Genomic DNA, 24,085 nt, shown 5'->3' with positions numbered 1-24,085 from the left:
ACACGGGGTGCCGGAATGGTGGACACGGCGGTTTAGCTCACCCTGACGAGGCCGGATTCGTAGGCGAAGACGACCAGTTGGGCGCGGTCGCGGGCGCCGAGTTTGGTCATCGCGCGGCTGACGTGGGTCTTGGCGGTGGTCGGGCTGATCACCATCCGGGCGGCGATCTCGTCGTTGGTCAGCCCTTTCGCCACCAAGGCCATGACCTCCTTTTCCCGGTTGGTCAGGTCGTCCAACCCGACCACGGGTCCAGGCTGCGGTGTGCGGGTGACGAACTCGCTGATGAGCCGGCGGGTGATGGCGGGGGACAGCAAGGCGTCACCGCGTGCGGCCACCCGGACCGCGGTCAGCAGGTCCTCGGGTTCGGTGTCCTTGACGAGGAACCCGCTGGCACCGGCGCGCAAAGCGTTGAAGACGTACTCGTCGAACCCGTAGTTCGTCAGGATCACCACGTGCACATCGGCCAGTGCGGGATCCGAAGCGATCTGCCGGGTCGCTTCGATTCCGTCCATCACGGGCATCTGCACATCCAGCAGGACGACGTCAGGACGGTGTTGCCTCGCCAGCGAGACGCCGGTGGCGCCGTCGGCCGCGTCACCGATGACGGTGATGTCGTCCTCGGCGGCGAGCAAAGCCCGGAAGCCTGCCCGGATCAACGCCTGGTCGTCAACGAGAAGGACACGGATCATCAGACCGGCAACTCCGCTCGGACCCTGAACCCACCGGATTTCCTTGGTGCTGCGGACAATGATCCGCCCAACGACGTGACGCGCTCACGCATGCCGATCAACCCGACTCCTGGAACCGTTGGCGCGTCCGGTGTTGCGGTGCCGTCGTCGTCGATCTGCAATGTCAGCACCCGCTTCCCGAATTCCACGTGGACCGCTGCGGCGGCCGCGGAGGCGTGCCGGGTCACGTTGGTCAACGCCTCCTGCACGATCCGGTAAGCCGCACAGTCGATCTCGGTCGGCAACGGCCGCTGCTGACCCGTGATCGTCAGTTGAACAGGCAGTCCGGTACTTCGCGCGCGGTCGACCAGGTCGTCGAGCCGGTCGAGGCCGCTGGTGTCAGGTTCGCCTCGAAGCACACTCAACGTCTCCCTGAGCTCACGTACCGCGTCCGTGCTGGCTTCCTGGATCGCCAGCAACGCCTCGGGTACTTCTTCGCCGCGTTTGCGGGCGAGATGGATAGCGACTCCGGCATGGACCTTGATCACTGAAATGCTGTGCGTCAGCGAGTCGTGGAGTTCTCGCGCGATGCGCAGCCGTTCTTCTCCGGCACGACGACGCAGCGTTTCCTCGTGGTTACGCGCCTGATCCTCGGCACGCTTCTCACGAAGCCGGGCGGTCTCACCGAGCACCATCGCCGCGACGAACCAGCCCAGCAGCAAGATCCGGTCTTGGATCTCTTCCCTGGCCGGATGGCCCGGCAACACGAAGACGTTGAACACCACCATGGTCAGCAGGTACGTCACACCAGTGCCGATGCCGATGACACGATGACCGAACCGCAGCGCGGAGAACAAGGCACACAGCAACGGCACTTCGACGGGGATGTCCGGCCCGTCGAGGATGTACACGTTGACGGTGCACAACGCGCACAGCAGCACGACAGCTACCGGGAAACGCCGCCGCAGCGCGATCGAGAGGGAACTGGTGAGCATCAGTGTGTAGCCGGTCACACTCATCGGGTTCGGTGACGCCTCGACCAGTGCGATCAACAGCGCGGTGACCGCGACTGCCACGCCGATGTCCACGGCCCACTGCCGATTGCTGCTCACCTGCGCAGATTAGCGGGACGACCCGGTCGCTGGCTGTACTTCAGGGGACGTATGCCCGGTCGCGGCTACTCCCCGGGGAGTAGGCGGCATTGTCATCCCACGCCGGACGCCGCGAGTGCTCGCGCGCGCCAGGATTCCGTGCTGTGAACAAGAAACCGATGGTGTGGGTGTTACGCACGACCGCCGTGCTGTTCCTGCTCGCCGTCCTCGGCCAAGCGGTGTTGGCGGGTCAGTTCGTCACGGGGGACACCGGGTTCCTGGAGATGCACGACGTCAACTCCACCGTGGTCGCGGCGGCGTCGATCTTCTGGGTGGTCGCGTCGCTGGTGCTGCGGGCGCCGCTGCGGATGACGTTGGTGGGGGTCGCGGCATTCCTGGCAACGGGCGCGCAGATCGGCCTTGGGCACGGGCGTGACCTGGGTCTCCACATTCCACTGGGGGTAGCTCTGCTCGGCGCGGGCATCACGCTGATATCACTGTCCTTCGCGTACCGCTTGGAGCCGAAATGACATCGCGGCGACGCTTTCTCGGCTTGCTCGCGGGCGCGGCGGTCATCGGCACGACGGGGTTCGTGGTCGCCGGTCAGGCAGGCAACAACGGTCTACTACGCAGCAAAAGACCGTTACCCACACCATTCACGACTCCCTTGCCGATCCCACAGGTCAAGCGGCCGGCTCGGGTGCAAGGCGGTGTCGAGTACTACACCCTTGCCCAACAGGCCAGAGATGTGGAGATCCTGCCTGGCGTCCGGACGCGAATCTGGGGGTATGACGGGACATTCCCTGGCCCGACATTCCACTTGCGACAAGGACGCCAGGCAGTAGTCGAGCTGCGCAACGAACTTGAAGTCCCGACCTCGATGCATCTGCATGGCGGGGTGACCCCGCCGGAGTCCGACGGATACCCGACGGATCTGGTGAACCCGGTGGGGAAGAAGGAATACACCTATCCGATGCAACAGCGTGCGGCCACACTGTGGTACCACGACCACCGGATGGACTTCACGGCTCCGCAAGTCTGGCGTGGCCTGGCCGGGATGTGCTTGGTCACGGACACTGAGGAGGAGAACCTCGGGCTGCCCGCGGACAAGTACGACGTGCCGTTGCTGCTGACCGACCGCGCGTTCGACGAAGACGGGTCCTTTTTGTACCCGTCGCTGCACCACGGCCCGGGAGTCGAGAAGGAGTACGCCAACGGCGTGCTCGGCGATGTGATCCTGGTCAACGGTGCGCCGTGGCCGGTCCTCGAAGTCGACGCGACCCGGTATCGGTTCCGGATCGTGAACGGCTCGAACGCCCGTCGATACGAGCTTGCGCTTGAGCCAGCTGCGGACCTGGTCCAGATCGGGAGTGACGCCGGACTGCTGGACAAGCCGAGGAAACACCCGAGCCTGACCGTCACACCAGGGGAGCGGTTCGACGTGGTGGTGGACTTCCACGACTGTCCAGTCGGTACCGAGATCACCCTGACGAACCGGCTGGACGGCCCGGTCATGCGGTTCAAGGTGGTGCGGCAGGGACCGAAGAGTGCTCCTGTACCGGACAAGCTCGTTGACATCGAGAAGCTCGACAACCCGGTTGTGACAAGGACGTTCGACTTCCGGACCACGACGAAGCATCACGGCGCACGCATGTGGACCATCAACGGCGAGCTGTTCGACGCGGCGAAAAGCCTCGCCGACCCGAAGCTCGGCACCGTGGAGAAGTGGCGGATCTCCAGCGACTTCCACCATCCGGTGCACCTGCACCTCGCGCACTTCCAAGTGCTGTCGCGGGGTGCGGGCGGGCCGGACGCGCGGGACGCGGGCTGGAAGGACACAGTGGACGTGCGACCGTACGAGGTGGTCGAGGTGCTCGCCAGGTTCGACGGATATCGCGGCCGGTACATGATGCACTGTCACAACCTCGAGCACGAGGACATGGCGATGATGGCGAACTTCTTCGTCGGTTGACAGCCCCGCGGCGGGTCTGCCAACCTGGGATCAGGCCGAGAGGCGCTGCAACGGACGGTTCGACTCCGTCCGCCACGCTCGGCCTGATCCACTCCATGCAAGGGCGCCTCCTATTTACTAGGAGGTGTGTCCTGTGTTGCAGACCGTGAACGGTCTGGAGTTCGCCGTCAAAGACCTTTCCCTCGCCGGCTTCGGCCGCAAGGAGATCGAGCTCGCCGAGCACGAAATGCCTGGTCTGATGGCCATCCGGCGAGAATATGCCGACCGCAAGCCGCTCAAGGGCGCTCGGGTCGCCGGCTCGCTGCACATGACGATCCAGACCGCGGTGCTCATCGAGACTCTCGTCGACCTCGGCGCCGAGGTCCGCTGGGTGTCCTGCAACATCTTCTCCACGCAGGACCACGCGGCGGCGGCCGTGGTCGTCGGCCGTGACGGCACCCCGGAAGCACCTGCCGGCACCTCGGTGTTCGCCTGGAAGGGCGAGACGCTCGAGGAGTACTGGTGGTGCACCGACCAGCTGTTCCAGTTCCCGAACGGCGAGCTGCCCAACATGATCGTGGACGACGGCGGCGACGCGACGCTCCTGGTGCACAAGGGCTTCGAGTTCGAGGCGGCGGGCGCGGTCCCTCAGCCGACCGCGGACGACAACGAGGAATACAGCCTCATTCTGAAGACGCTGGCCGACAGCTTCGCCCGTGACCCGAAGCGGTTCACCAAGGTGGCAGCGGAGATCCGCGGCGTCACCGAGGAGACCACGAACGGCGTCAAGCGCCTCTACAAGCTGGCGCAGGACGGCGAGCTGCTGTTCCCGGCGATCAACGTGAACGACTCGGTGACGAAGTCGAAGTTCGACAACAAGTACGGCATCCGGCACTCGCTGGCCGACGGCATCAACCGCGCAACCGACGTCATGATCGGTGGCAAGCTCGCGGTCATCTGCGGCTACGGCGACGTCGGCAAGGGCGCTGCGGAAGCCTTGCGCGGTCAGGGTGCCCGCGTGGTCGTGACCGAGATCGACCCGATCTGCGCACTGCAGGCGGCGATGGAGGGCCTTGAGGTCGTCGAGCTGGACGACGTGGTGCACAAGGGCGACATCTTCATCACCACGACAGGCAACTTCGGCATCATCTCGGCAGAGCAGATGTCGAAGATGAAGCACAACGCGATCGTCGGCAACGTCGGGCACTTCGACAACGAGATCGACATGGCCGGACTGGCCAAGATCCCGGGTATCGCGAAGATCGAGATCAAGCCCCAGGTGCACGAGTGGAAGTTCCCGGATGGACACTCGATCATCGTGTTGTCCGAGGGCAGGCTGCTGAACCTGGGCAACGCGACCGGCCACCCGTCGTTCGTGATGTCCAACTCGTTCACCAACCAGGCGATCGCCCAGATCGAACTGTTCACCAAGCAGGGCGAGTACGAAAAGGACGTCTACCGCCTGCCGAAGCACCTTGACGAGAAGGTCGCCCGGCTGCACCTGGACGCGTTGGGCGTCAAGCTCACCAAGCTGACCAAGGCGCAGGCCGAGTACATCGGCGTGGACGTGGAAGGCCCGTTCAAGCCGGAGCACTACCGGTACTAGAAAAGACTTCCTCGTGGGTGCTCGGTCTAAAAATGAGCTGCGGCCGAGCATCCACGAGGAATCTGAAGGTGAAACACCACAATGGCCACGGCAACCGCCGTGGCCATTTGTGTCAGCGCGAGGTGAGCTCCAAGACCGCACGGACAACACGGTCGGGAGCCTCAAGTGGAAGCACGTGCCCGGCGCGGGGGATCTCCTCGAAATCCGCCTTGGGCAAGGTTTCCGCGACCACGCGGCCCAGCTCCGGCTTGATCACGGTGTCCGCGTCACCGTGCAGCACGGCCGTGGGAACGGAGATCGAAGCAAGACCTGGCCGCAGGTCCATACCGGTGGTGCACCCGAAGCACGCGGCCCGCACCTTGCGGTTGGTACCGGCGAACAAAGCCCGGTGAGCCTCCAGGGCATCCCGCGAGATGTCCGGTCCGGCAGTGCTGCTGATCATCTTGCGCCCCAACGGTCCTCGCCGGACGGCGAACGAGAACACCGGGTTGCCCATCAGCCGGACCTCACCCTTGGGCGTGTTCTGGTCGTGTGCCGCGGTGGCCAGCAGGACCAGCCCGCCGATCCGGGAAGAGTCACTGATCGCATGGCACAGCGCGGCAAATCCGCCGCCTGAGTGCCCGACCACGACCGCGTCCGACGCGTCCACAGTGGACAGGACGTCACCGAGGTCCATGGCGAACCGGGCAATACCAATCGGTGAAACGCCCACAGTGGACTCGCCGTGCCCGCGCTGGTCGTAGGTCACGACCCGAAGCCCGGCAGCAACAAGCTGAGGGACAACGGCATTCCACACCGCACGGCCAGCAGCCCAACCGTGAGACAGCACAACAACAGGGCCGTCAGCCGGACCGTGAACCGAAATGGCGATTGCGGCGCCATCACTCGTCGTCGCCTTCATCGCGGGGCTCCATTCGCGGTGTGCCTTCCACCCAGCAGGGTGTTCAGGTTCGAGAAGGCCAGCTGCGCCGCCTGCGAGTGCTTCCCGCCGACATCCGCCACCTTCGCCAGAACCTTCGCGATGCCCTGTGGAACGGCCTTGAAGTGGATCGAGATCCGGCTTGCGAGCCCGCCGTTGACCGGGGAGACGGTGAAGGTGACTGTTCCGCGGAACACGCCTTCGAAGTACTCCGCGTCCAGCCGCCTGCCTGGGTCGACATATGTGGTGCGGGAAGTGAAGCGCAGCTTGGGCCCGCCCTTGTCGTAGCCCTTCGGGTGCACGGTCCACTTCACCTCGGTGCCCACCTGGTCGGCCGGGCCGGTCGCGGCGAACGTGTTGAAGGGCACCCAGAACCCGGCTGCCCCACCCAGTTCCGCCACCAGCGCCTGCCAGACGAGGTCGGGCGATGTGTCGATGAACGCCTCGTCGATGATGTCGTAGCCGCTCACGGTTACGCCTCCTAGGTCTACATTGGCTGGAGCGAGGACAGGAGCTTTCCAATAGCTCCTGCCCCCGCCCTTTGTCCCACGGCGAGTAGGACCAGACTGGTCAGGAGAAGAACCCCTGACCGGGTGTGAGCACGCCATCCGGGTCGTAGCGGCGCTTGGACGCCACCAGGAACGGCCAGACCGTCCCGAAGTGACGCTGCCACTGCGTCGGTGTCATGCCAGGTATCGCGCCGATGATGTACCGCTTGCCGCCCAGCGACACCAGCTTCTCGTAGAACCGGCGGTTCTGGGCGAGGTAGGCCTGGATGTTCGGGTCGCCGGGTGGCGGCATCCTCAGCAAGTCGCACAGGTAGGCCACTGGCTCGTTCGGCTTGGCGAACAACGGCCGGGTGACCTTCGCGGTCTGGAACGGCGACAGGATCGTGAAGCCCGCACCGAGCTGCTCGACCTGAAGTTCGTTCAGCACGAAGGGAACGAACGTCTGGATCTTCGAAGCAGGGACGAGCAGGTGCAGCCACGGGTGCGGGCCGTCCCAGAACCCGCCGTCCTTCCACGCCTGCTCGCCGGGGTCGACCCGGAACGTCCAGTCGCGGAACAAGTGGTCGTGCACCTGCAACGCCGAACGCTCGTCGTTGAGCCCGGCCAGCAGAGCGGCATCGTCCGGAACGGAAGGCGACGAGTAGTAGTACCCGGCCTCGATCTGGTACCACCAACCGGAGTTGTCCGGCTTACGCGAGAAACCGCCACCCTGGTGGGTGAACCGGCCGTCCCGCATGAGGAACTCCTGGTCTCGCTGCCACTTGGCCAGGTCGGTGTACGACAGGGTGAACATCCGCACCCGCTCGGGTGCCTTCATCAGCCGCACCTTGGCCTTGGTGATGACCGCGACCTGACCGGCACCGTTGATGACCGCGTTGAACAGGTCGGGGCGTACCGAAGGCGACGCCGTCAGGACTTGTCCCGCACCGGTGACGACCTCGACCTCCTCGATCATGTCCGAGAACAGGCCGTACTTCGGGACCGTGCCACCGAAACCGCCGACGGACGCGACACCGCCGACCGACAACCGCAAGTAATCCGTCTGGGAGGGGACGATCAGGCCACGGTCCAAAGTAGCCGCTGACAGCTGGTGCAGTGACACACCGGCGCCGACGATCGCGTGGGTCGAGGTGATGCTGTGGATCGTCGAGAATCCCTTGGCGTCGATCGCGATACCACCGGGCACCGCGGCGTTGCCCCAGAAGGAGTGGGATTCCTGGTCGTCGGATGTGCCGCTCTGACCGTTCACCGCGACCTTCAGGCAGTTCGCCCGTGCGTAGTTCACGATCTTCACGACATCCTGCACCGAACCGGGCCGCAGCACGGCTTTCGGCGTCGCGGTGATGAAACCGCCCCAGTCCTTCGAGAACTCACCCAGCACGGCCGGTGATGTCTCCAGCGTGCCGTCCAACGGCGGCACCGGGATCACGCCTTCGGCCGAAGCCGATGCCGTGGACCAGGTGCCGGTCACCGCGTTCCAGCCGACCACAACCGCACCGGCACCGATCCCTCTCAGGATGTTGCGCCGGGAGTGTGCGCTGCTGCCCATCGAACCCCTCCAGTCAGGATTTCCCGCTATGCCTTGATGTCGGCATGCGTCTCGGCACCAGCCAGCGTCGCGACCTGGTACGCGTCCAGGTCGAACTTCTTGGTGCCGCGGGTGAACTTGCGTGTGTTGGCCGGCCAGATGGACGGGTTACGGCCGGTCGAGTCGGTGTACCAGCTGGTGCAGGTCTTGGCGTCCCACACCGAACCGTCCAGCCATGACTCGATTTCCTTGTTGTACGCCTCCTGCGCCTCCGGGTTGACCTCGACGCTGGACAGCCCACGCTTGTTCAGCGTCTTGACCGCGTCGACGACGTAGGCGATCTGCGCCTCGATCATCACCGTCTGCGAGGAGTGGCCGAGTGAGGTGTTCGGTCCGAGCATCAGGAAGAGGTTGGGGAACCCGGCCACGGTGGTGCCCCGGTAGGCCTTCATCCCGCCGGCCTCCCAGGCGTCTGCGAGCTTAACGCCGCCACGGCCGGAGAGCTTGTCGGCGATTGGACGCTTGGTCGCCAGGAACCCGGTGCCGAGGATGATCGCGTCGACGGTGCGCTCACGGCCGTCCGATCCGATGACACCGTTCTCGGTGACCTTGTCGATGGCGCCGTTGATGATCTCGACGTTGTCCTGCTGGATCGCCGGGTACCACTTGTTGGAGAACAGCAACCGCTTGCACGCCACCGCGAAGTTCGGTGCCAGCCTGGCCCGCAGCTCCGGGTCCGGCACGCTCTTGGCCAGGTGCCGCGCGGCCATGCCCTGGATCGTCTTCTCCGCCAACGGCGGCCGCTTGAACAGGAACGCCAGGATCTCGCGGCCGTTCTTGTTCCAGCCACGGCGGAACGCGCGGTAGCCGGGAACACGCTTCAACGCCCAGGCGTGCACGCCCTTGATCGGGTTGTCGGCCTTCGGGCCGACCCACGGCGCGCTGCGCTGGTACAGGTCCAGATGTGCGACCTTCGGCTGGATCGCGGGCACGAACTGGATCGCCGACGCGCCGGTGCCGATCACCGCGACGTTGCGGCCGTCCAGGTCGTAGTCGTGGTCCCATTGGGACGAGTGCATGATTTTGCCCTGGAAGTCCTCGATACCAGGGATGTCCGGGATGACCGCGTCGGAGAGGTAGCCGGTGCCCGCGACCAGGACCTGCGCGGTGTAGTCGCCCTGCGAGGTCTTGATGTACCAGCGGCGCAGGTTCTCGTCCCACGTGGCGTCCAGCACCTCGTGGTGGAACTTGACGTACGGCCGCACGCCGTACCGGTCGGCGACGTCCTTCAAGTAGTCGAACAGTTCCTGGCGCGAGCCGTAAGTACTGTTCCAGTCGGACTTCTGCGCGAAGGAGTACGAGTACAAAATGGACGCAACGTCGCAGGCGCAGCCCGGGTAGGTGTTGTCGCGCCACGTGCCGCCGACCTCGCCGGCGCGCTCGAGCAGCACGAAGTCCTTGATCTTGTTCTCCAGCAAGCGGATCGCCACGCCAAGGCCGGAGAACCCGGTGCCGATGATGGCGACCTGCACGTGTGGCGTCGGCCGACCGCCCTTGCGTGTGCTGACGCTCTGGTTGATGGTGCTCGTCACGGTTCTGCCTCCTCAGGCATCTGGCGCGCGAGGGCAACAAAGTGTTTGGGAGCCAGCACACCGTTCAGGCCGCAAGAGATGCGCAAGACACACCTGGATTGCGGGTTCGTTGCGCGCCGCGGGGTTTAGTTCGGAGCCAGAACGGCAGCCCTGACGCCGCGCACATGTGGCAGGCAGGGTGATCGAGAGGAGCGAAGGCTATGGAACTGCCCACCGTGGAAGAGCTGGCCGGCCAGCTGGCAGCCGTCTCTGGCGCTGCCGAATTGGGTCCCGACGACGCGATTCAGCGCAACTCGGACATCGACTCACTCGACCTGATGGAGTGGCTGTACGGGTTCCAGAACAACTACCCGGGCGTCGGCGCGGACGAGTCACTCTTCAACGACATGGACGACACGACGACCATGCGCGACGTGCACGCCAAGCTCGTCGCCCTTGTGCAAAAAGCAGCGTAAGCCATCGTGGACGGCTTCGACATCTCCGGATGGGGCATCGCTGTTCCCGAACAGCGTGTCACCACGACCGAGCTCGCGGCCCGTTTCGACGTCGATGAAGACTGGATCATCAGCCGGTGCGGCATCCACGAGCGCCGGAAGATCGAACCCGGCCAGACGACCGCCTCACTGGCGATCGACGCGGGTCGTGCGGCGCTCGAGCGGGCAGGGCTGACCGGCAAGGACATCGCCCACCTGATTGTGGCGAGTGCGACGCCGGAACAGCTCTCCCCAGCCACTTCCGCGTTCGTCCAGCACGGTCTCGGCGTCGCCGGGTCCGCGCACGACGTCAACGCGGAGTGCTCGGGGTTCATCTACGGTCTCGTCTTCGGCGCGGCCATGATGAAGATGGACCCGCGACCGATCCTGCTGATCGGCTCGGACACCCACTCGACGCAGATCAATCCGGTGGACCGCGACCTGTCCATTTTGGTCGGTGATGGGGCTGGCGCGATCGTGCTCACACCCACCGAGACGGACCGGGTGCTGGCGTGGAACCTCGGCGCGGACGGATCGCGCCAGGACAGCCTGCGCGTACAGGCCGGCGGCAGCCGGATGCCGACCTCCGCGACCACGTTCGCGGACGGCCTGCACTACTCCGAGATCAAGGGAAACGAGATCTACCTCAACGCAGTCCGCTTCACGGTCCGTTCGGTGCGTGCCACGCTCGAACAGGCCGGGCTGACGGTCGACGACGTCGATCACTTCGTTCCCCACCAAGCGAACATCAGGATCATCAACTCGATCCTCGACCACACCGGGCTCAAACCGGAGAAGCTGGTCACCAACCTGTGGAAGTACGGCAACACCGCGTCGGCGTCGATGCCCATCGCCATGTTCGACGCGCTGGAGGAAGGCCGTTTCAAGGACGGTGACCTGGTTCTGCTTGCCGGCTTCGGCGCGGGCATGACATGGGGGTCGGCACTTCTGAAGTGGGGCGGTGTTTCGGCATGAGCAGCCGGAAATCTTTTGTGGATGTGGCCCGTCCGGACTCGCCGGTCGCACTCGTGACCGGTGCGTCCGGCGGGCTCGGCCAGGCACTGGCCATCGAACTCGACGCGTTGGGGTGCCGGGTCGCTGTGCACTACAACTCGTCGAAGGAGCGGGCCCAGGCCGTCGCGGACAAGCTGGAGAACGACTCCTGCGTGGTGACCGGAGACGTCGCCTCGTGGGAGGCGGTCAACCAGATGTACAAAGACGTCTCCGACGCGCTCGGGCCGATCGACATCCTGGTGAACAACGGCGGGATCCGCAAGGACGCGCTGATGGCCATGCAGTCCCCGGACGACTGGCGCCAGGTGATCGAGACCAACCTGATCGGGACTTTCCACACCTCCCGAGTCGCGGTTGGACACATGCTGCGCAAGCGGTGGGGCCGGATCGTCAACGTGGTCTCGCCGTCCGGCCTGATCGCCTCGGCCGGGCAGACGGCGTACTCCGCGTCCAAGGCCGGGATCATCGGTTTCACCCGCACGCTGGCCGCGGAATGTGGCCGCCGTGGCGTCACGGTGAACGCGCTGTCCCCGGGGTTCATGGTCACCACGATGACCAAGGACCTGTCGGACAACGTGATGGACTCCATCCGCGACAAGTCACCCATCCCGCGGTTCGGTACCCCGGAAGAGGTGGCCCGCAGCATGGCCCTGTTCCTGGAGTGCGACTTCACCACCGGTCAGGTCATCAGCGTCGACGGCGGTGTCTCGATCACCTGAGTGACAAGTTCGCGGGCGGCCCGGCAAGGCCGCCCGCGAAAAGGGAGTGAGCAGTCGTGGACATGCACACGCGGGTGAAGGAGCTGCAGCTGCTGCGCGAGGAGACCCGGGCGGGTGACGGCCGGGCCACCGAGGCACAACGCAAGCGCGGCAAGCTGACCGTGTACGAGCGGTTGGACCTGTTGCTGGACAAAGGGTCCTTTGTGGAAGTCGAGGGACTGCGACGGCACCGCGCCAGTGGTTTCGGCATGCAACGGCGTAAGCCGCCTGGCGACGGCGTGGTGACTGGCTGGGGCACGATCGACGGCCGCAAGGTCTTCGTCTACGCCCACGACTTCCGGATCTTCGGCGGCTCGCTCGGCGAGGCACACGCGCAGAAGATCCACAAGATCATGGACATGGCCGAAGCATGCGGCGCGCCCTTGATCAGCCTCAATGACGGCGCGGGCGCGCGCATCCAGGAGGGTGTCACCGCGCTCGCCGGGTACGGAGGGATTTTCCGGCGAAATGTACGAGCTTCGGGTGTCATCCCCCAGATCAGTGTCATGCTCGGCCCGTGTGCGGGTGGTGCGGCCTATTCTCCAGCTCTCACCGACTTCGTGTTCATGGTCCGTGACCTCTCGCAGATGTTCATCACGGGACCGGACGTTGTACAGGCGGTAACCGCGGAGAAGGTGACGCACAACGAGCTCGGCGGCGCGGACGTGCACGCCAACAACGGCGTCGCGACCTTTGTCTACGACGACGAAGCCACCTGCCTGCACGACGTGCGTTACCTGGTCTCGATGTTGCCGTCGAACAACCAGTCCCAGCCACCGGCCGTGCAGTGCAGCGACCCGGCGGACCGGACGAACGAGCCGTTGCTGGACATCGTTCCCGCTGAACCGGGACAGTCGTACGACATGCACGACGTGATCGAGGAGATCGTCGACGACGGCGAGTTCCTCGAGCTGCACGACCGTTGGGCACCCAACGTCGTCACCGCGCTGGCCCGGTTGCACGGCACCACCGTGGGCATCGTGGCCAACCAGCCAAGGCACTTCGCCGGCGTGCTGGACATCAAATCGTCCGAAAAGGCCGCGAGGTTCGTCCAGACGTGCGATGCCTTCAACATTCCGATCGTGACCCTTGTGGACGTTCCGGGCTTCCTGCCAGGAACCGACCAGGAGCACAACGGGATCATCCGGCACGGTGCGAAGCTGCTGTACGCGTACTGCAACGCGACTGTGCCGAGGATCCAGGTGATCCTGCGCAAGGCCTACGGCGGTGCGTACATCGTGATGGACTCGCGGTCCATCGGGTCTGACCTGTCGTTCGCGTGGCCCACCAACGAGATCGCGGTGATGGGCGCGGACGGCGCGGCGAACGTCATCTTCCGGCGCGAGATCGCGGCTTCCGACGATCCGGAGGCCACCCGCGCGCAGAAGATGAACGAGTACAAGGAAATGCTCATGCACCCCTACTACGCCGCGGAGAACGGCCTGGTCGACGACGTGATCGACCCGGCGGAGACCCGCCACATCCTGGTCGGCGCGTTGGAGACGCTGCGCAACAAGCGCGGTTCGTTCACCTACGCCAAGCACGGGAACCCGCCGGTATGACCCCGGCCGACATCGTCGTCCTCAAGGGCCAGCCGGACGACGAGGAACTCGCCGCCTTGATCGCGGTAGTCAGTGCGATCAAGGCGAAGGCGGCTCGGCAGGCATCGAGTGCTGACCGCGAGTCACTGTGGGCCACCGGCCCTGGTCGTCCCACGTACCGGCCGCCCGGCGCGTGGACGCCGCTGCGCGCGAGACGTGTCGCATAGAACAGCCCCCTCGTGAGGTAGTTGTGTGACCGAACCACTCACGAGGGGGCCGTTGGTTACGCTGACCGCGGATGCAGGTCGAGGCTGGCGAGGGTCCAGTTCGCCTCAGCACGCAGGTTTTCCGCTCGCCTTCGGTCTCCTGCGCGTCCTCGTGCCTCCATCGCTCGCGCCAGCGCCAGTTGTGCCAGGGCCGTCCACGGCCGGGCTTGGCGTTCGCCCAACCCGGTGAGAGCCGCGGTGAGATGCTGCTCCGCGTCGTCCCAGTCACCAACGATAACCGCCAACCGGCCAAGATGGAATGACGCCGATCCGGCGAAAGTACGGTACCCGACGCCGCAGTTGAGCCCCGCGTGTGGTTCCAGCAGCTTGCGCAGCGCCTCCGCTGTGGTCGGATCACCCAGCTCATAACCGCCAAGAGCAAGCAGGCCAACGATATGCGGCCACTCGTCGCCCGACGCTATCGCCTCGACGCCCGTGGCGAGCGCACGCACTGTCAAGTGAGGAAGGCCACGATCACCGCCGATCAACGCGATCAGCGAGTGTTCGGCGGCTTCGCGGGTACTGGAGAACCACCTGTCGTCCGTGCTCCCGCGCAACCAGCTGACGACCAGCATTTGACGCGCAGCCAGTGTTCCGGGGACGGGATGGATCCGGTGGTCGGTGTCGTCCGGAACCCGGTGCAGGCGTTGGGTCATCGCCGTGGCCTGCGCGAATTGACCTTGTGTCACGGCGATCGCGACCGACCTGTCCAGCGACAACGCCTGACCGAGCGGGTTGCCCGCCTTGTCGATCGCCGCCATGAGATCTGCCAGCGCAGCGTCGCCGTCGCCGGACAGTTCAGCGGCCATCGCACGATGGTGTGCTGCGATCACGGCCTCGTACGTGTCCTCAACGGCCTCTGCGACGGCCAGCATCTCCCCGGCCAGCTGCATCCTGCGTCGCACGTGTGCCGGCCCTTCGAGCAATTGCAGCTCACGGGACATCGCGGTGAGCGCCGGTTTCGCCGCTATGGTGATCGGACGTTCCAGCCTGGCCAGGCGCGCCAGCAACCGGCCGACCGTGACGTCGTCGATCGCGCTGACAGCTCGGGGAGGTGCTGTCCCCACGAGCATTTCGATCAACGCGGTGGCTTCACTGCGCATCCTCGGCCGGTCCTGGACGACGTCCGCGAGGCCAAGTGCGGCTTGTGCGGCCATGTTCAGCCGTCCGTTGTGCAACGCCTGGATCGCGCCGTCCAACAGGGTCTGCTCGCATTCCTCGTGTCCAGCCGCGAGTTGCGCGAGGCCGAGGTTGGTCAGTGCTTCGGCCCGCAGTTCGTGGTCCGCGGACGGCACGTGCCGCAGTGCCTGACGGTGCAAGTGAACGGCCTCGTCCTGGCTCGCCCATGCGGCCGCACGCCAGCCCCACCGCACGGCACGCTGATCTCCATGCGGGACAGCGCCTGCAGCGCGGTGATGTGCCATCGTGCGGCTGTAGCGGCGGAGTTCACCCGCTCGGCGGTGTTCGATGGCGTCCGCGAGCCGGGTGTGCAGCCAGCGGCGTCGTGCCGCACTGGCCTGCTCGTAGATCGCGCGGCGCACGATGTCGTGGACGAACCGGTACTCATGTGTCGCCTGGATTTCCGCGAGGAGTCCGTCGCTGACCGCGGTGTCCAGCGCTTCGAAGGCGCCGGACTCGTTGAGCTCCGCGGCTTCGGCGACCAGGTCGAGTTCGAAGCTCACGCCAGCGGCGGCCGCGGTGCGCAGCAATTGCCTTGTGCCGTGGTCGGTCGCGGCGAGCCGGGCGCTCGCGTACTCGATGACACCGGAGGGCATCGCCGGTTTGGTGCTGTCCGGGTCGCTGTGCCACCGCAGGAGTTCCAGGATGAGAAATGTGTTCCCGGCGGTGTCAGCCACCAGGCGCACCGGTTCGGGCATGTCCTTGGTGTCCGGTGTGATCCGGCGGATCAGCGCGGCCACATCGGATTCGTCAAGGCCCGGAAGTGCGATCCGGCGCAGCCAGTCGTCCCGGTCGACGTCGTGGACCGCTGACGCATAGTGATCTGCCGCGGTTGGACGGCGTCCAGGTGCGCACGCGGTCGCGGCGATGAGTAACGACGTTCCAGTCCGGCACCGGGAAAGCCGCCGTAGCAGGGTGAACGTGTCGTCGTCGGCCATATCCAGGTCGTCGAGGACGACGAACACCGGCTCCTCGGCCGCGGCCTTGACGAACAAGTCCGTCAAGGCCATCAACAGATCGGCACGTTTGGCCGATACCGGGTCCGCCAGAGTACGGATGGTGCCCCGGCTCAGCGACGGCAACGAGTCCTCCGGTGTGGCTGCGATGAATCCGTTGGCAGCCTCGACGAAAGCATGGCAGGGCACAGTGGACTTCTCGTCACATCGGCCGTACATCACGATGCCGCCGGCGACGCTGATGCGCTTGGCGAGTTCGGTGACCAGCCTGGTCTTGCCGATTCCCGGTTCGCCGCTGACGAGAGCCATGTGGCAGGCGCCGTCCTCGACTTGCGCCCAGATCGCCGACAACCGCGCGAGTTCCTGTCGTCGGCCGACGAAAGGAGCGGAGCTCGCAGGCCGTGGCGTGCGAGTCCTCGTCGACGTGACGACCGGACTGCCGAGCAGTTCCGCGTACGCCGCTTGGGTTTCCGGTGCCGGGTCGATGCCGAGTTCTTCGGCCAGCATCCTGCGCAGCTCGTGGTAGGACTTCAGCGCTTCGGCCCGATTGCCTGCGGCGACGTGCGCGGTCATCCGGCACCGATGTGCGCTTTCCCTGAGCGGAGCGCGTCTTACGGCCTCGTCGGCGAACCTCAGTGCGTTGCGGTCGTCGTGTCTTGCCGACGCCGCAAGGCTTGCCGTTTCCAACGCGGAGACGAGGAGTTCCGCGGTCCGCTCACGAACACTGGTGACCCATTCACCTTCATGGTCGGGCAGAAAGGGCCGTTCCAGCGTGTTCACCGCAGCGGCGGCAAGGCGTTCCGCATCGTCGTACTCGCCTTTGCCAAACGCTTCGGTCGCCTGTGTGGCTTCGGTTTCGGCTTCTTCCAAGTCGATGCGGGCATCCACCGGCAGTTTGAGCAGGTATCGGCCGCCTTGCGCGATGATCGGCGGGCTGGCTCCGATGTCGCCGCCCACAACGAATCCCCGTACGCGACTGACCACACTGCGCAGTGCGGACGCCCACGTGTCGGGCAACCCCTCCGGCCACACCGTGTCCGCCAGCTGGTCCCTGCTCGTCCCGCCCGAGCGCTCAAGCGTCAGCCGCGCGAACGCGACTTGCGCCTGTGCGCTGGACAAATGCCGAGGCGGGGCGTCATCACGCTCAATGGTGATGAGGCCTGTCAGCCTGATGAGCATTTCCGACCACCCCAGTCGGCTTGGACAACAAGCGCCCCAACAGACGCTTGTCCAAAGGATTGCCGACACCCATGTGGCCGTCTACCCCTACACCATGAGCTTTTCATGGCCGGCCACGTGATGTAGTCACGCCGGGTGCCTGGCTTCGCGGGCACCCGGCGTGCGGTTTCACGTGCCTGTCGGATAACAGATGAAAGGAATCCCGTAGCGGTGTGTGCCCTCCGAGTACACGTCGAACGAGTCGCGAAGGGTGTTCTCGCAGTCCGGGTTGATCCGGACCAGCAGTGACGGCAGTTCCGCGCCGGCCAGAGCGGGCTTGGTGTTGGTGCAGTCAATCCCGCCCTCGACGTCCCAGCAGGTCCACCCGTCTCCCTCGTGCCCGTCGACATGTACTTCGTAAGGCAGCGAAACGAACAACTTCACTTCGTTCGTGGCTTCGAGCGCCTTGACCTTGATCGAGAACTCGTTGTACGACACGTAATCGCTGCCGTAGAGGATGCCGTCTCGAATGGTCATGAAGAAGCCGGGTTCGAGCTGGACCTCGAGTTGTCCTTCGTCGGCCGACGCAGCGGGCGTGGCGACAAGAGCCAGTGCCGCGGCGAGGATTGCCGATCTCCGGAACATGTCATCACCTCTGTGTAGGTAACTGTGCAGGTAACCCAGTGGCCTTTCGGATGTGCCCCGATCCAACGGCTTTCCTGGCCGATAAGCAACTTGATCTTCCATGCGGCCCCGCTCGGCGCTTGTTGCGCGCCGGTTGCGGCAGGCCACGTACAACTTGGCCGTATGTTTCAGGAGGGAGCCGAGATGACGGCCAGCGTGGTGATCACCGGGATGGGCGTGGTCACGCCGGCGGGATGCCGGCTCGACGAGTTCTGGGCGGTGTTGCGGGCGGGCCGGTCGACGGCCGCTGAGCTGACCGGCCTGCGACTGGATCGTCACAAGGTGCGGATCGGCTGCCGGGTCGCCGGGTTCGAAGGACTCGATGTTCTTGGTGCCAAAGAGGCACGGCGTCTTGATCCATTCGCACGATACGGCGTCACGGCGGCGCTACAGGCCTACGCCGACGCGGGATCACCGAGGCCCGACCCGGACCGGGCGGCCATCGTGATCGGAAACGCCGTCGGTGGCAGGAGAACCAGCGACGACGAGACCCACAACTACCACACCGGCGGACCGGCCAAGGTGAACCCCTTGATGCCGCTGATAAACATGCCGAACGCCGCAGCAGCCGCACTGTCCATGAAGCTCGGCTGGCACGGCCCCGCGCTGACCATCGCGTCCACATGCGCCAGTGGCGCCGACTCGATCGGTTACGCCCGACTGCTTCTGCAGACCGGGCAGGCCGACGTCGTCATCGCCGGGGGTTGTGAATCGATCATGACCGAGGTGACGCTGGCCGCCTTCGGCAACCTCAACGCCGTCACGACCAGCCGAAACGACACCCCGAAGATCGCGTCGAGGCCGTTCGACAAGGACCGCGACGGGTTCGTGATGGGGGAGGGCGCCGGTTTCGTCGTGCTGGAACGGGCCGATGACGCTCGGGCGCGGGGCGCGCGGCTGTACGCCGAAATCGCTGGTTACGCGGCCACAAGCGACGCTTTTCACCTTTCGATGCCCGCGGCGGACGGCGCCGGTGCGGTCACCGCGATGACCAGCGCCATCAAGAGCGCCGGCCTCGAGCCGAGGGACATCGTGCACGTCAACGCGCACGGAACGTCCACGCCGCACAACGACCGTGCCGAAGCGGTCGCCCTGCACAAGGTTTTCGGGCCGGACGGTCCGCCGGTGACCTCGTCGAAGGGCGTCATCGGGCACCTGATCGGAGCCGCTGGCTCGGTCGAGCTGATCGCCACGGTGATGGCCATGCGCGAGTCCGTGGTGCCGCCAACCGCAAACCATGAGCACCTCGAACCGGGAATGCAGATCGACGTCGTGCACGGCAAGCCACGCAAGGTGACGGCCGGGCCCGCGTTGTCGAACTCGTTCGGTTTCGGGGGCCACAACGCCTGTCTGGTGGTGACGCCGGTATGACCCCAACCCTGTCCACGAGAACAGTCCGCAAGGTGACCGCTGACGAGATCGCGACCTACCGCGAGGTTGTCCGAAGTGGACTGACGCCCAGCGACGGGAAGGCTTCCCCGCTGCACGCGTTCGTGCTGGCCTCGCCGGTGATCGACGAGTCCGTCGGGCTGATCGGCGCGACCACCGCGGACGGCTCGCAGCTCGGCCGGGTCCACCTCTCCCAGGAGATCCACGTCCAGCGGCCGATCAGGGCGGACGAGCCGGTCACGGTCGCGCTGGACGTCGTCGGCACCCGCAAGAGCCTCAAGGGCGTCCAGGTCGCGATGAAGGTCGCGCTGCTCGGCGAGGACGGCGAGCAGTTCGCCGAGCTCATCACCGGTGCGATGCTCGTGGGCGCGGTCACCCCGGACACCTTCGGCCAGCTGCCGCCGCATCCCGGCAAGGGCAGCACGGCCGAGCCGACCGTTGTGGCGCAGTCGATCGCACGCGACACCGTGACGAAGTACGCCTACGCCTCCGGTGATCTCAACCCGATTCACCTGGACGACAACGCCGCCAAAGACGCGGGCTTCGAAAACGGCGTGATCGCCCACGGTATGAGCGTGCTGGCGGTCGTGACCGAGGAAGTCATCGACCGGTACGGCGCCGGCGACGCCAGCCGGGTACGGAGCGTCGGAGCCCGTTTCTCGTCAGCCGTCCTGCCGGACACACCGCTGGAAATCGTGCTGCAGAAAGACGACGCAGAGTCGAGCATCGGCACAGCCTTCGTGCGGTTCGCATGCAAGACGCCGACCGGTCCCGCTCTCAAGAGCGGCTGGGTTGAGCTGGGGGACTGATGACCACGTTCAAGGAGAGGTTCCTCTCCCAGGTCAGCCGCAGACCAGGCGCACCCGCGCTGGTCTGGCACGGCGAGGTCACCACGTACGGCGACCTCTACGAACTCGCTGACAAGGCAAGGGCCCGGCTCGAGTGGTCGAACCTCGAGCCGGGCGAGCCGATCGGACTGCTGGTCAAGAAGTCCCCGCAGGCCGTGGCGCTCGTGCTCGGTGCCATCCTGAGCGGCCGCCGGTTCCTGCTGCCGTCGCCCGCACTGGCCAACTCGGCGTTGACGAGCCTGTTCGCGCAGGCCGGCTGCCAGGCTGTTTTCGCGCCAGAAGGCGAGCCGGAATTCTCGCCAGATCCCGAGGCCGACACGACGGCAGCCGAAGCAACCGATGTGCACGACGTCCAGTTCATGCTGACCACATCGGGATCCACCGGCTTGCCGAAGATCGTTCCGCTGCCGCGGCAGGGGATTGACCGGTTCATCGAGTGGGCGGGCGCGGAGTTCGACATCCGGCCAGGGCGGACCGTGCTGAACTACGCGCCGCTGAACTTCGACCTGTGCCTGCTGGACATCTGGACAACGCTCGCGCTCGGCGGCCAGGTCGTGCTCGTCGACCCGGACTACGCCGCCAACGGCAGGCACCTGCTGGACATGCTGGTGCGCCACGAAGTCAACATCATCCAAGCCGTGCCGATGTTCTTCGGCCTGCTGCTGGACATCGTGCAGCCCGCGGTGGACCGGCTGGAGAGCGTGGACCGCGTGATGTTCACCGGTGACGCGATCCCGGACCGTACTCTCGCCGAGCTGCCCCGGCTTTTCCCGAAAGCCTCGCTGCACAACATCTACGGGTGCACCGAGACCAACGACAGCTTCATCCACCACCTCGGTAACGGTGACACAGCCGTGCGGCCGCCGGTGTCCATCGGAAAACCGTTGCCTGGCGTGCACACGCTCATCCTGACCGGCGAAGGCACTGTCCTTGATGGACCCGGAACGGGCGAGCTCTACGTCTCGACGCCATTCCAAGCAGCCGGATATCTCGACCGGACAAGGCACACGGACAAGTTCGTGCCGCACCCGGCCGCCGCCGACGACCGGCCGTGGTTCCGCTCCGGCGACCTGGTGCGACGCGAGGAAGACGGCCGGGTCTTCCTGATCGGGCGCAGCGACTTCCAGGTCAAGGTCCGCGGGGTCGCGATCAACACCGCCGAGGTCGAACACGTCCTGCTCGAACACCCCGCGGTGCTGGAGGCGGCGGTCGTCGCCGTGCCGGACCCGATCGCGGGCCGGAGATTGGTGTGCGCGGTGCACCGGGCCGCCGACAGCAAGCTGAACAGCCTCACGTTGCGCCAGCACTGCGCACGACGTCTTCCCCAGGCGGCCATTCCGTCGGCCATGCACATCGTCGACGAGCCGCTGCCGAAGACCTCGACCGGCAAGGTCGACCGGAACGCCTTCGCCAAGCCAGTTGAGAAGACCAGTAAAGGAAGGACGTCATGAGCAACGTAGACGCCATCAAGAAGTTCGTCATCGACGAGTTCCTGCCCGACGTGGCCCCCGAGGACCTGGCGGTCGACTACGACCTGCTGGCCGACGGCGTGATCGACAGCCTCGGCCTGCTGAAGCTGATCGCGTGGGTGGAGGACCACTTCGCGTTGTCGGTGCACGACACCGACCTCGACCCGAACAACTTCCGCAGCGTGCAGGCGATCGACGAGTTCATCGAGGACGCACGCAGCCAGGTGGCAGGGAGCTGAGACGCCGTGCACCCCGCGATCATCTCCCTGCTGGATCACCGCCCGAACATCGAGCGGGAGACCTGGCGGTCGTTATGGGACCAGCTGGGCGCAGGCGACCTCGACCGAGGGGAAGCCGTCGCCCTGCTGGCCTCGCTGGCCACCCGGCTGCCCGACCACGACTCGCTGCGCAACCTGTTGGCATCGTTGAACGAACGGCGTGAGCCGGTCACCACCAGCTGGCCGGGTACCGTGAACATCGTCGGGACCGGCGGCGGGCCAAGGACTTTCAACATCTCGACGGCGTCGGCCTTCGTGGCCGCGTCGCTGGGTGTCAAGGTCGTCAAGACCGGGTCACGGGCGTACACGAGCAGTGTCGGGTCGATCGATCTGCTCGAGCGCATCGGTGTCGGCCTGACCCGCTCGTACCGGCACACCGAGGACACTTTGGACAAGTACGGGATCGCTTTCGCGGGACCGTTCGTCTACCCGTCCGAGCTGCTGCGGATGGCAAGGGTGATCATGCCGTTGGGGCTCAAGCCGTTCGGCCGGTTCGTCAACGCGCTTGGCCCGTTCCTCGCGGCCCTGCCGGTCGCCGCACAGGTCACCGGAGTGTCCGTGCACGCACCACAGCCGGAGTTGCGCAGGCTCGCCGCGGGCATCAAGAACCGCAAGATCTGGCTGTGCATGAACGACTCCGGCGCCGACGAGCTGCTCGGCTTCGCCGACAACGTGATCTACACCAACGACGACACCAGCATGATCCGGCTGTGGGCCGGCCGGTTCACCTCCGACAAGGGCACTTTCGAGGACTTGGCCCCGGCGCGCGATCTCGACCTGGTCGCCGACCACTTCCTCGCGGTGATCTCCGGCGAGGCCGGTCCGGTCGTGACCGAGACGATCAGCCTCAACGCCGCGGCGCTGGCCGTCGCGACCGGCCAGATCGAGGACTGGTCGGACGCCTTCGACGCCGCGCGGCAAGCAGTCACCAGCGGTGCCGCACGTTCCCTTGTGGACAAGATGCGGTCGCCGCAGGAGCGCAAGCTCACCCTCGTACGCAAGGCGGTATCCAATGGCTGAGTTCTTCGACCAGATCGCCGACGGCGAGCCGGGACTGGCGTTGTTCCTCAACGCGGGCGACCCGTCGCTGGACATACTGGCGGACCTCGTGTTCATGCTCGACGACGCCGGAGTGGACTGTCTTGAGCTGGCCGTGCCCTTCCCCGGCTCGGTCACCGACGGCCCGGTCATCCGGCGTTCGCACGAACGAGCGCTCGCGCTCGGCGTCGGCCTGGACGAAGTACTCACCTTCATCTCGAATGTCCGGCCGAAGCTGCACCGGCTGCGGATCGCGTTGCTCGCCGACTGGAGCTACTCGATCAAGAGCAGGCCGATGGCCGAGGTCGTCGGGGACATCGCCGAAGCAGGCGCGGACGGCCTGCTGCTGCACGCCGTCCCACCGCGCGTGCGACCCGGGTACTACCAGGCCACCAAGGACGCGGGCCTCCCGGTCGTCACCACGTGCTACCACAAGGTCTCCACCCAGCAGGTGATGGCCGAGGCCGCCGAACACGCCTCGGCCTACCTGTACCTGGTCGCCCAGTACGGCCGCAGCGGAACCGCGCCGGCCGACGGGTTCGCCGACCTGGCAGGCACGATCGCCGAGTTGCGTTTGGACACGCACGTGCCGATCGCCGTCGGGTTCGGAGTCAAGACGCGGGCAGACGTCACAACAGTGCACGCCCTCGGGGCGGACGCGGTGATCGTCGGCTCCGCGGGAGTGGCGCGGGTCGAAGAAGCCCTCGCGTACAACCGGGACGTCGTCAAGCAGTTCGAGGACTTCGTCCGGTCGGTCCACCCCGCTCACACTCTCGGCACACTAAGGAGTTGACCATGATCATTCGCAGCATCGACGAAGTGAAGACCGTCGAATGGGGCAACGGGCTGTCCCGGCGCTTCCTGCTCGAGGCCGACGGCATGGGCTACACGCTGACCGACACCCTCGTCCGGGCGGGCACCAAGTCGCACCTGGAGTACCGCAACCACCTCGAAGCGTGCTACTGCATCGAGGGATCCGGCGAAGTGATCGACACCGAGGGCAACTCCTTCCCGATCACCCCCGGCGTGATGTACGCGCTGGACAAGCACGACCCGCACTGGCTGGTCGCCAGCCCGCACGAAGACCTGCGCCTGGTGTGCATGTTCACCCCGGCCCTGCGGGGCGACGAGGCGCACAACCTCGACACCGACGAGTTCTCCGAGTACTGA

General features: G+C 65.9%; 23 protein-coding genes and 1 riboswitch. Of the genes, 15 read left to right on the top strand and 8 right to left on the bottom strand.

The window, feature by feature from the left end; translation table 11 throughout:
- Positions 1–32: 32 nt before the first annotated feature.
- On the bottom strand, positions 33–689 hold the full coding sequence (locus B9C43_RS21310; protein WP_084428638.1) for a response regulator: 657 nt from the start codon (positions 687–689) through the stop codon (positions 33–35).
- Positions 689–1,780, bottom strand: coding sequence for a sensor histidine kinase (locus B9C43_RS21305; protein WP_235038747.1), 1,092 nt, complete (start codon positions 1,778–1,780; stop codon positions 689–691). The genes B9C43_RS21310 and B9C43_RS21305 overlap by 1 nt, the downstream gene beginning before the upstream one ends.
- A 143-nt stretch (positions 1,781–1,923) precedes the next feature.
- Between B9C43_RS21305 and B9C43_RS21300 the strand changes: the two genes are divergently transcribed.
- The 3 genes from B9C43_RS21300 (at position 1,924) to ahcY (ending at position 5,316) form a co-directional block, all read left to right on the top strand.
- Positions 1,924–2,289 (top strand): hypothetical protein, encoded by a 366-nt coding sequence (locus B9C43_RS21300; protein ID WP_084428637.1) that lies wholly within the window; start codon positions 1,924–1,926, stop codon positions 2,287–2,289.
- The gene (locus tag B9C43_RS21295) at positions 2,286–3,731 is read left to right on the top strand and encodes a multicopper oxidase family protein (RefSeq protein ID WP_084428636.1); all 1,446 of its coding nucleotides are present in this window, start codon (positions 2,286–2,288) and stop codon (positions 3,729–3,731) included. The genes B9C43_RS21300 and B9C43_RS21295 overlap by 4 nt, the downstream gene beginning before the upstream one ends.
- Positions 3,732–3,762: 31 nt before the next feature.
- Positions 3,763–3,847, top strand: a riboswitch (S-adenosyl-L-homocysteine riboswitch).
- Between the two features lie 8 nt (positions 3,848–3,855).
- The gene (gene ahcY, locus B9C43_RS21290) at positions 3,856–5,316 is read left to right on the top strand and encodes an adenosylhomocysteinase (protein WP_033381323.1); all 1,461 of its coding nucleotides are present in this window, start codon (positions 3,856–3,858) and stop codon (positions 5,314–5,316) included.
- A gap of 112 nt (positions 5,317–5,428) precedes the next feature.
- Here ahcY and B9C43_RS21285 read toward each other — a convergent pair whose 3' ends face one another.
- The 4 genes from B9C43_RS21285 to B9C43_RS21270 form a co-directional block, all read right to left on the bottom strand.
- Positions 5,429–6,217: an alpha/beta fold hydrolase gene (locus B9C43_RS21285; RefSeq protein WP_084428635.1), complete on the bottom strand. Its 789-nt coding sequence runs from the start codon at positions 6,215–6,217 to the stop codon at positions 5,429–5,431.
- Entirely contained in the window at positions 6,214–6,705 is a 492-nt protein-coding gene (locus B9C43_RS21280) for an SRPBCC family protein (RefSeq protein ID WP_200825629.1), read from the bottom strand. The genes B9C43_RS21285 and B9C43_RS21280 overlap by 4 nt, the downstream gene beginning before the upstream one ends.
- 100 nt (positions 6,706–6,805) lie before the next feature.
- Positions 6,806–8,293 (bottom strand): FAD-binding protein, encoded by a 1,488-nt coding sequence (locus B9C43_RS21275; protein WP_084428633.1) that lies wholly within the window; start codon positions 8,291–8,293, stop codon positions 6,806–6,808.
- Positions 8,294–8,319: 26 nt separating this feature from the next.
- A complete protein-coding gene (locus tag B9C43_RS21270; RefSeq protein WP_084428632.1) occupies positions 8,320–9,864 on the bottom strand; it encodes a flavin-containing monooxygenase in 1,545 nt (514 codons plus the stop codon).
- Between the two features lie 200 nt (positions 9,865–10,064).
- Between B9C43_RS21270 and B9C43_RS21265 the strand changes: the two genes are divergently transcribed.
- The 5 genes from B9C43_RS21265 to B9C43_RS21245 all read left to right on the top strand — a co-directional run bounded on the left by B9C43_RS21265 (position 10,065) and on the right by B9C43_RS21245 (position 13,877).
- Positions 10,065–10,319, top strand: coding sequence for a hypothetical protein (locus B9C43_RS21265; RefSeq protein WP_084428631.1), 255 nt, complete (start codon positions 10,065–10,067; stop codon positions 10,317–10,319).
- Between the two features lie 6 nt (positions 10,320–10,325).
- Positions 10,326–11,312: a 3-oxoacyl-ACP synthase III family protein gene (locus B9C43_RS21260; protein WP_033381320.1), complete on the top strand. Its 987-nt coding sequence runs from the start codon at positions 10,326–10,328 to the stop codon at positions 11,310–11,312.
- On the top strand, positions 11,309–12,070 hold the full coding sequence (locus B9C43_RS21255; RefSeq protein ID WP_033381319.1) for a 3-oxoacyl-ACP reductase family protein: 762 nt from the start codon (positions 11,309–11,311) through the stop codon (positions 12,068–12,070). Before B9C43_RS21260 ends, B9C43_RS21255 begins: the two co-directional genes overlap by 4 nt.
- Before the next feature lie 62 nt (positions 12,071–12,132).
- A complete protein-coding gene (locus tag B9C43_RS21250; protein ID WP_084429122.1) occupies positions 12,133–13,671 on the top strand; it encodes an acyl-CoA carboxylase subunit beta in 1,539 nt (512 codons plus the stop codon).
- Positions 13,668–13,877 carry an acyl-CoA carboxylase subunit epsilon gene (locus B9C43_RS21245; RefSeq protein WP_084428630.1) on the top strand — a complete coding sequence of 70 codons (210 nt, stop codon included), beginning with the start codon at positions 13,668–13,670 and terminating at the stop codon, positions 13,875–13,877. Before B9C43_RS21250 ends, B9C43_RS21245 begins: the two co-directional genes overlap by 4 nt.
- Before the next feature lie 56 nt (positions 13,878–13,933).
- On the opposite strand, the gene B9C43_RS56770 is transcribed toward B9C43_RS21245, so the two are convergent.
- Positions 13,934–17,230 (bottom strand): ATP-binding protein, encoded by a 3,297-nt coding sequence (locus tag B9C43_RS56770; protein ID WP_160096620.1) that lies wholly within the window; start codon positions 17,228–17,230, stop codon positions 13,934–13,936.
- A gap of 168 nt (positions 17,231–17,398) precedes the next feature.
- Positions 17,399–17,854 carry a hypothetical protein gene (locus B9C43_RS21235; RefSeq protein ID WP_084428629.1) on the bottom strand — a complete coding sequence of 152 codons (456 nt, stop codon included), beginning with the start codon at positions 17,852–17,854 and terminating at the stop codon, positions 17,399–17,401.
- Positions 17,855–18,037: 183 nt separating this feature from the next.
- On the opposite strand from B9C43_RS21235, the gene B9C43_RS21230 reads away from it, so the two are divergent.
- Genes B9C43_RS21230 through B9C43_RS21200 form a run of 7 tightly spaced genes read left to right on the top strand, consistent with a single transcriptional unit; the run spans position 18,038 to position 24,085 of the window.
- Positions 18,038–19,264: a beta-ketoacyl-[acyl-carrier-protein] synthase family protein gene (locus tag B9C43_RS21230; RefSeq protein ID WP_033381314.1), complete on the top strand. Its 1,227-nt coding sequence runs from the start codon at positions 18,038–18,040 to the stop codon at positions 19,262–19,264.
- Positions 19,261–20,091 (top strand): MaoC/PaaZ C-terminal domain-containing protein, encoded by an 831-nt coding sequence (locus B9C43_RS21225; protein ID WP_143446489.1) that lies wholly within the window; start codon positions 19,261–19,263, stop codon positions 20,089–20,091. The genes B9C43_RS21230 and B9C43_RS21225 overlap by 4 nt, the downstream gene beginning before the upstream one ends.
- A complete protein-coding gene (locus tag B9C43_RS21220) occupies positions 20,091–21,581 on the top strand; it encodes an AMP-binding protein (RefSeq protein WP_084428627.1) in 1,491 nt (496 codons plus the stop codon). The genes B9C43_RS21225 and B9C43_RS21220 overlap by 1 nt, the downstream gene beginning before the upstream one ends.
- Positions 21,578–21,838 carry an acyl carrier protein gene (locus tag B9C43_RS21215; protein ID WP_033381309.1) on the top strand — a complete coding sequence of 87 codons (261 nt, stop codon included), beginning with the start codon at positions 21,578–21,580 and terminating at the stop codon, positions 21,836–21,838. Before B9C43_RS21220 ends, B9C43_RS21215 begins: the two co-directional genes overlap by 4 nt.
- 6 nt (positions 21,839–21,844) lie before the next feature.
- Positions 21,845–22,897: an anthranilate phosphoribosyltransferase gene (locus B9C43_RS21210; protein ID WP_033381308.1), complete on the top strand. Its 1,053-nt coding sequence runs from the start codon at positions 21,845–21,847 to the stop codon at positions 22,895–22,897.
- Positions 22,890–23,708: a tryptophan synthase subunit alpha gene (gene trpA, locus B9C43_RS21205; protein ID WP_033381307.1), complete on the top strand. Its 819-nt coding sequence runs from the start codon at positions 22,890–22,892 to the stop codon at positions 23,706–23,708. The genes B9C43_RS21210 and trpA overlap by 8 nt, the downstream gene beginning before the upstream one ends.
- Positions 23,709–23,710: 2 nt before the next feature.
- The gene (locus tag B9C43_RS21200) at positions 23,711–24,085 is read left to right on the top strand and encodes an ectoine synthase (RefSeq protein WP_033381306.1); all 375 of its coding nucleotides are present in this window, start codon (positions 23,711–23,713) and stop codon (positions 24,083–24,085) included.

It is taken from the genome of Kibdelosporangium aridum (genome assembly GCF_900176515.1).
In the GTDB taxonomy this organism is placed as follows: domain Bacteria; phylum Actinomycetota; class Actinomycetes; order Mycobacteriales; family Pseudonocardiaceae; genus Kibdelosporangium; species Kibdelosporangium aridum.
Note: the sequence above shows the minus strand (reverse complement) of the source record. Positions and strands in the feature narration are given on the sequence as shown.

Excerpts from the sequence above, each read along its gene's own strand:
- B9C43_RS21285 (WP_084428635.1), bottom strand. The coding sequence starts at position 6,217 with ATGAAGGCGACGACGAGTGATGGCGCCGCAATCGCCATTTCGGTTCAC.
- B9C43_RS21295 (WP_084428636.1), top strand. The coding sequence starts at position 2,286 with ATGACATCGCGGCGACGCTTTCTCGGCTTGCTCGCGGGCGCGGCGGTC.
- B9C43_RS21250 (WP_084429122.1), top strand. The coding sequence starts at position 12,133 with ATGCACACGCGGGTGAAGGAGCTGCAGCTGCTGCGCGAGGAGACCCGG.
- B9C43_RS21265 (WP_084428631.1), top strand. The coding sequence starts at position 10,065 with ATGGAACTGCCCACCGTGGAAGAGCTGGCCGGCCAGCTGGCAGCCGTC.
- B9C43_RS21225 (WP_143446489.1), top strand. The coding sequence starts at position 19,261 with ATGACCCCAACCCTGTCCACGAGAACAGTCCGCAAGGTGACCGCTGAC.
- B9C43_RS21220 (WP_084428627.1), top strand. The coding sequence starts at position 20,091 with ATGACCACGTTCAAGGAGAGGTTCCTCTCCCAGGTCAGCCGCAGACCA.
- B9C43_RS21245 (WP_084428630.1), top strand. The coding sequence starts at position 13,668 with ATGACCCCGGCCGACATCGTCGTCCTCAAGGGCCAGCCGGACGACGAG.
- B9C43_RS56770 (WP_160096620.1), bottom strand. The coding sequence starts at position 17,230 with ATGCTCATCAGGCTGACAGGCCTCATCACCATTGAGCGTGATGACGCC.
- B9C43_RS21275 (WP_084428633.1), bottom strand. The coding sequence starts at position 8,293 with ATGGGCAGCAGCGCACACTCCCGGCGCAACATCCTGAGAGGGATCGGT.
- B9C43_RS21235 (WP_084428629.1), bottom strand. The coding sequence starts at position 17,854 with ATGTTCCGGAGATCGGCAATCCTCGCCGCGGCACTGGCTCTTGTCGCC.
- B9C43_RS21215 (WP_033381309.1), top strand. The coding sequence starts at position 21,578 with ATGAGCAACGTAGACGCCATCAAGAAGTTCGTCATCGACGAGTTCCTG.
- B9C43_RS21310 (WP_084428638.1), bottom strand. The coding sequence starts at position 689 with ATGATCCGTGTCCTTCTCGTTGACGACCAGGCGTTGATCCGGGCAGGC.
- trpA (WP_033381307.1), top strand. The coding sequence starts at position 22,890 with ATGGCTGAGTTCTTCGACCAGATCGCCGACGGCGAGCCGGGACTGGCG.
- B9C43_RS21230 (WP_033381314.1), top strand. The coding sequence starts at position 18,038 with ATGACGGCCAGCGTGGTGATCACCGGGATGGGCGTGGTCACGCCGGCG.
- B9C43_RS21255 (WP_033381319.1), top strand. The coding sequence starts at position 11,309 with ATGAGCAGCCGGAAATCTTTTGTGGATGTGGCCCGTCCGGACTCGCCG.
- B9C43_RS21200 (WP_033381306.1), top strand. The coding sequence starts at position 23,711 with ATGATCATTCGCAGCATCGACGAAGTGAAGACCGTCGAATGGGGCAAC.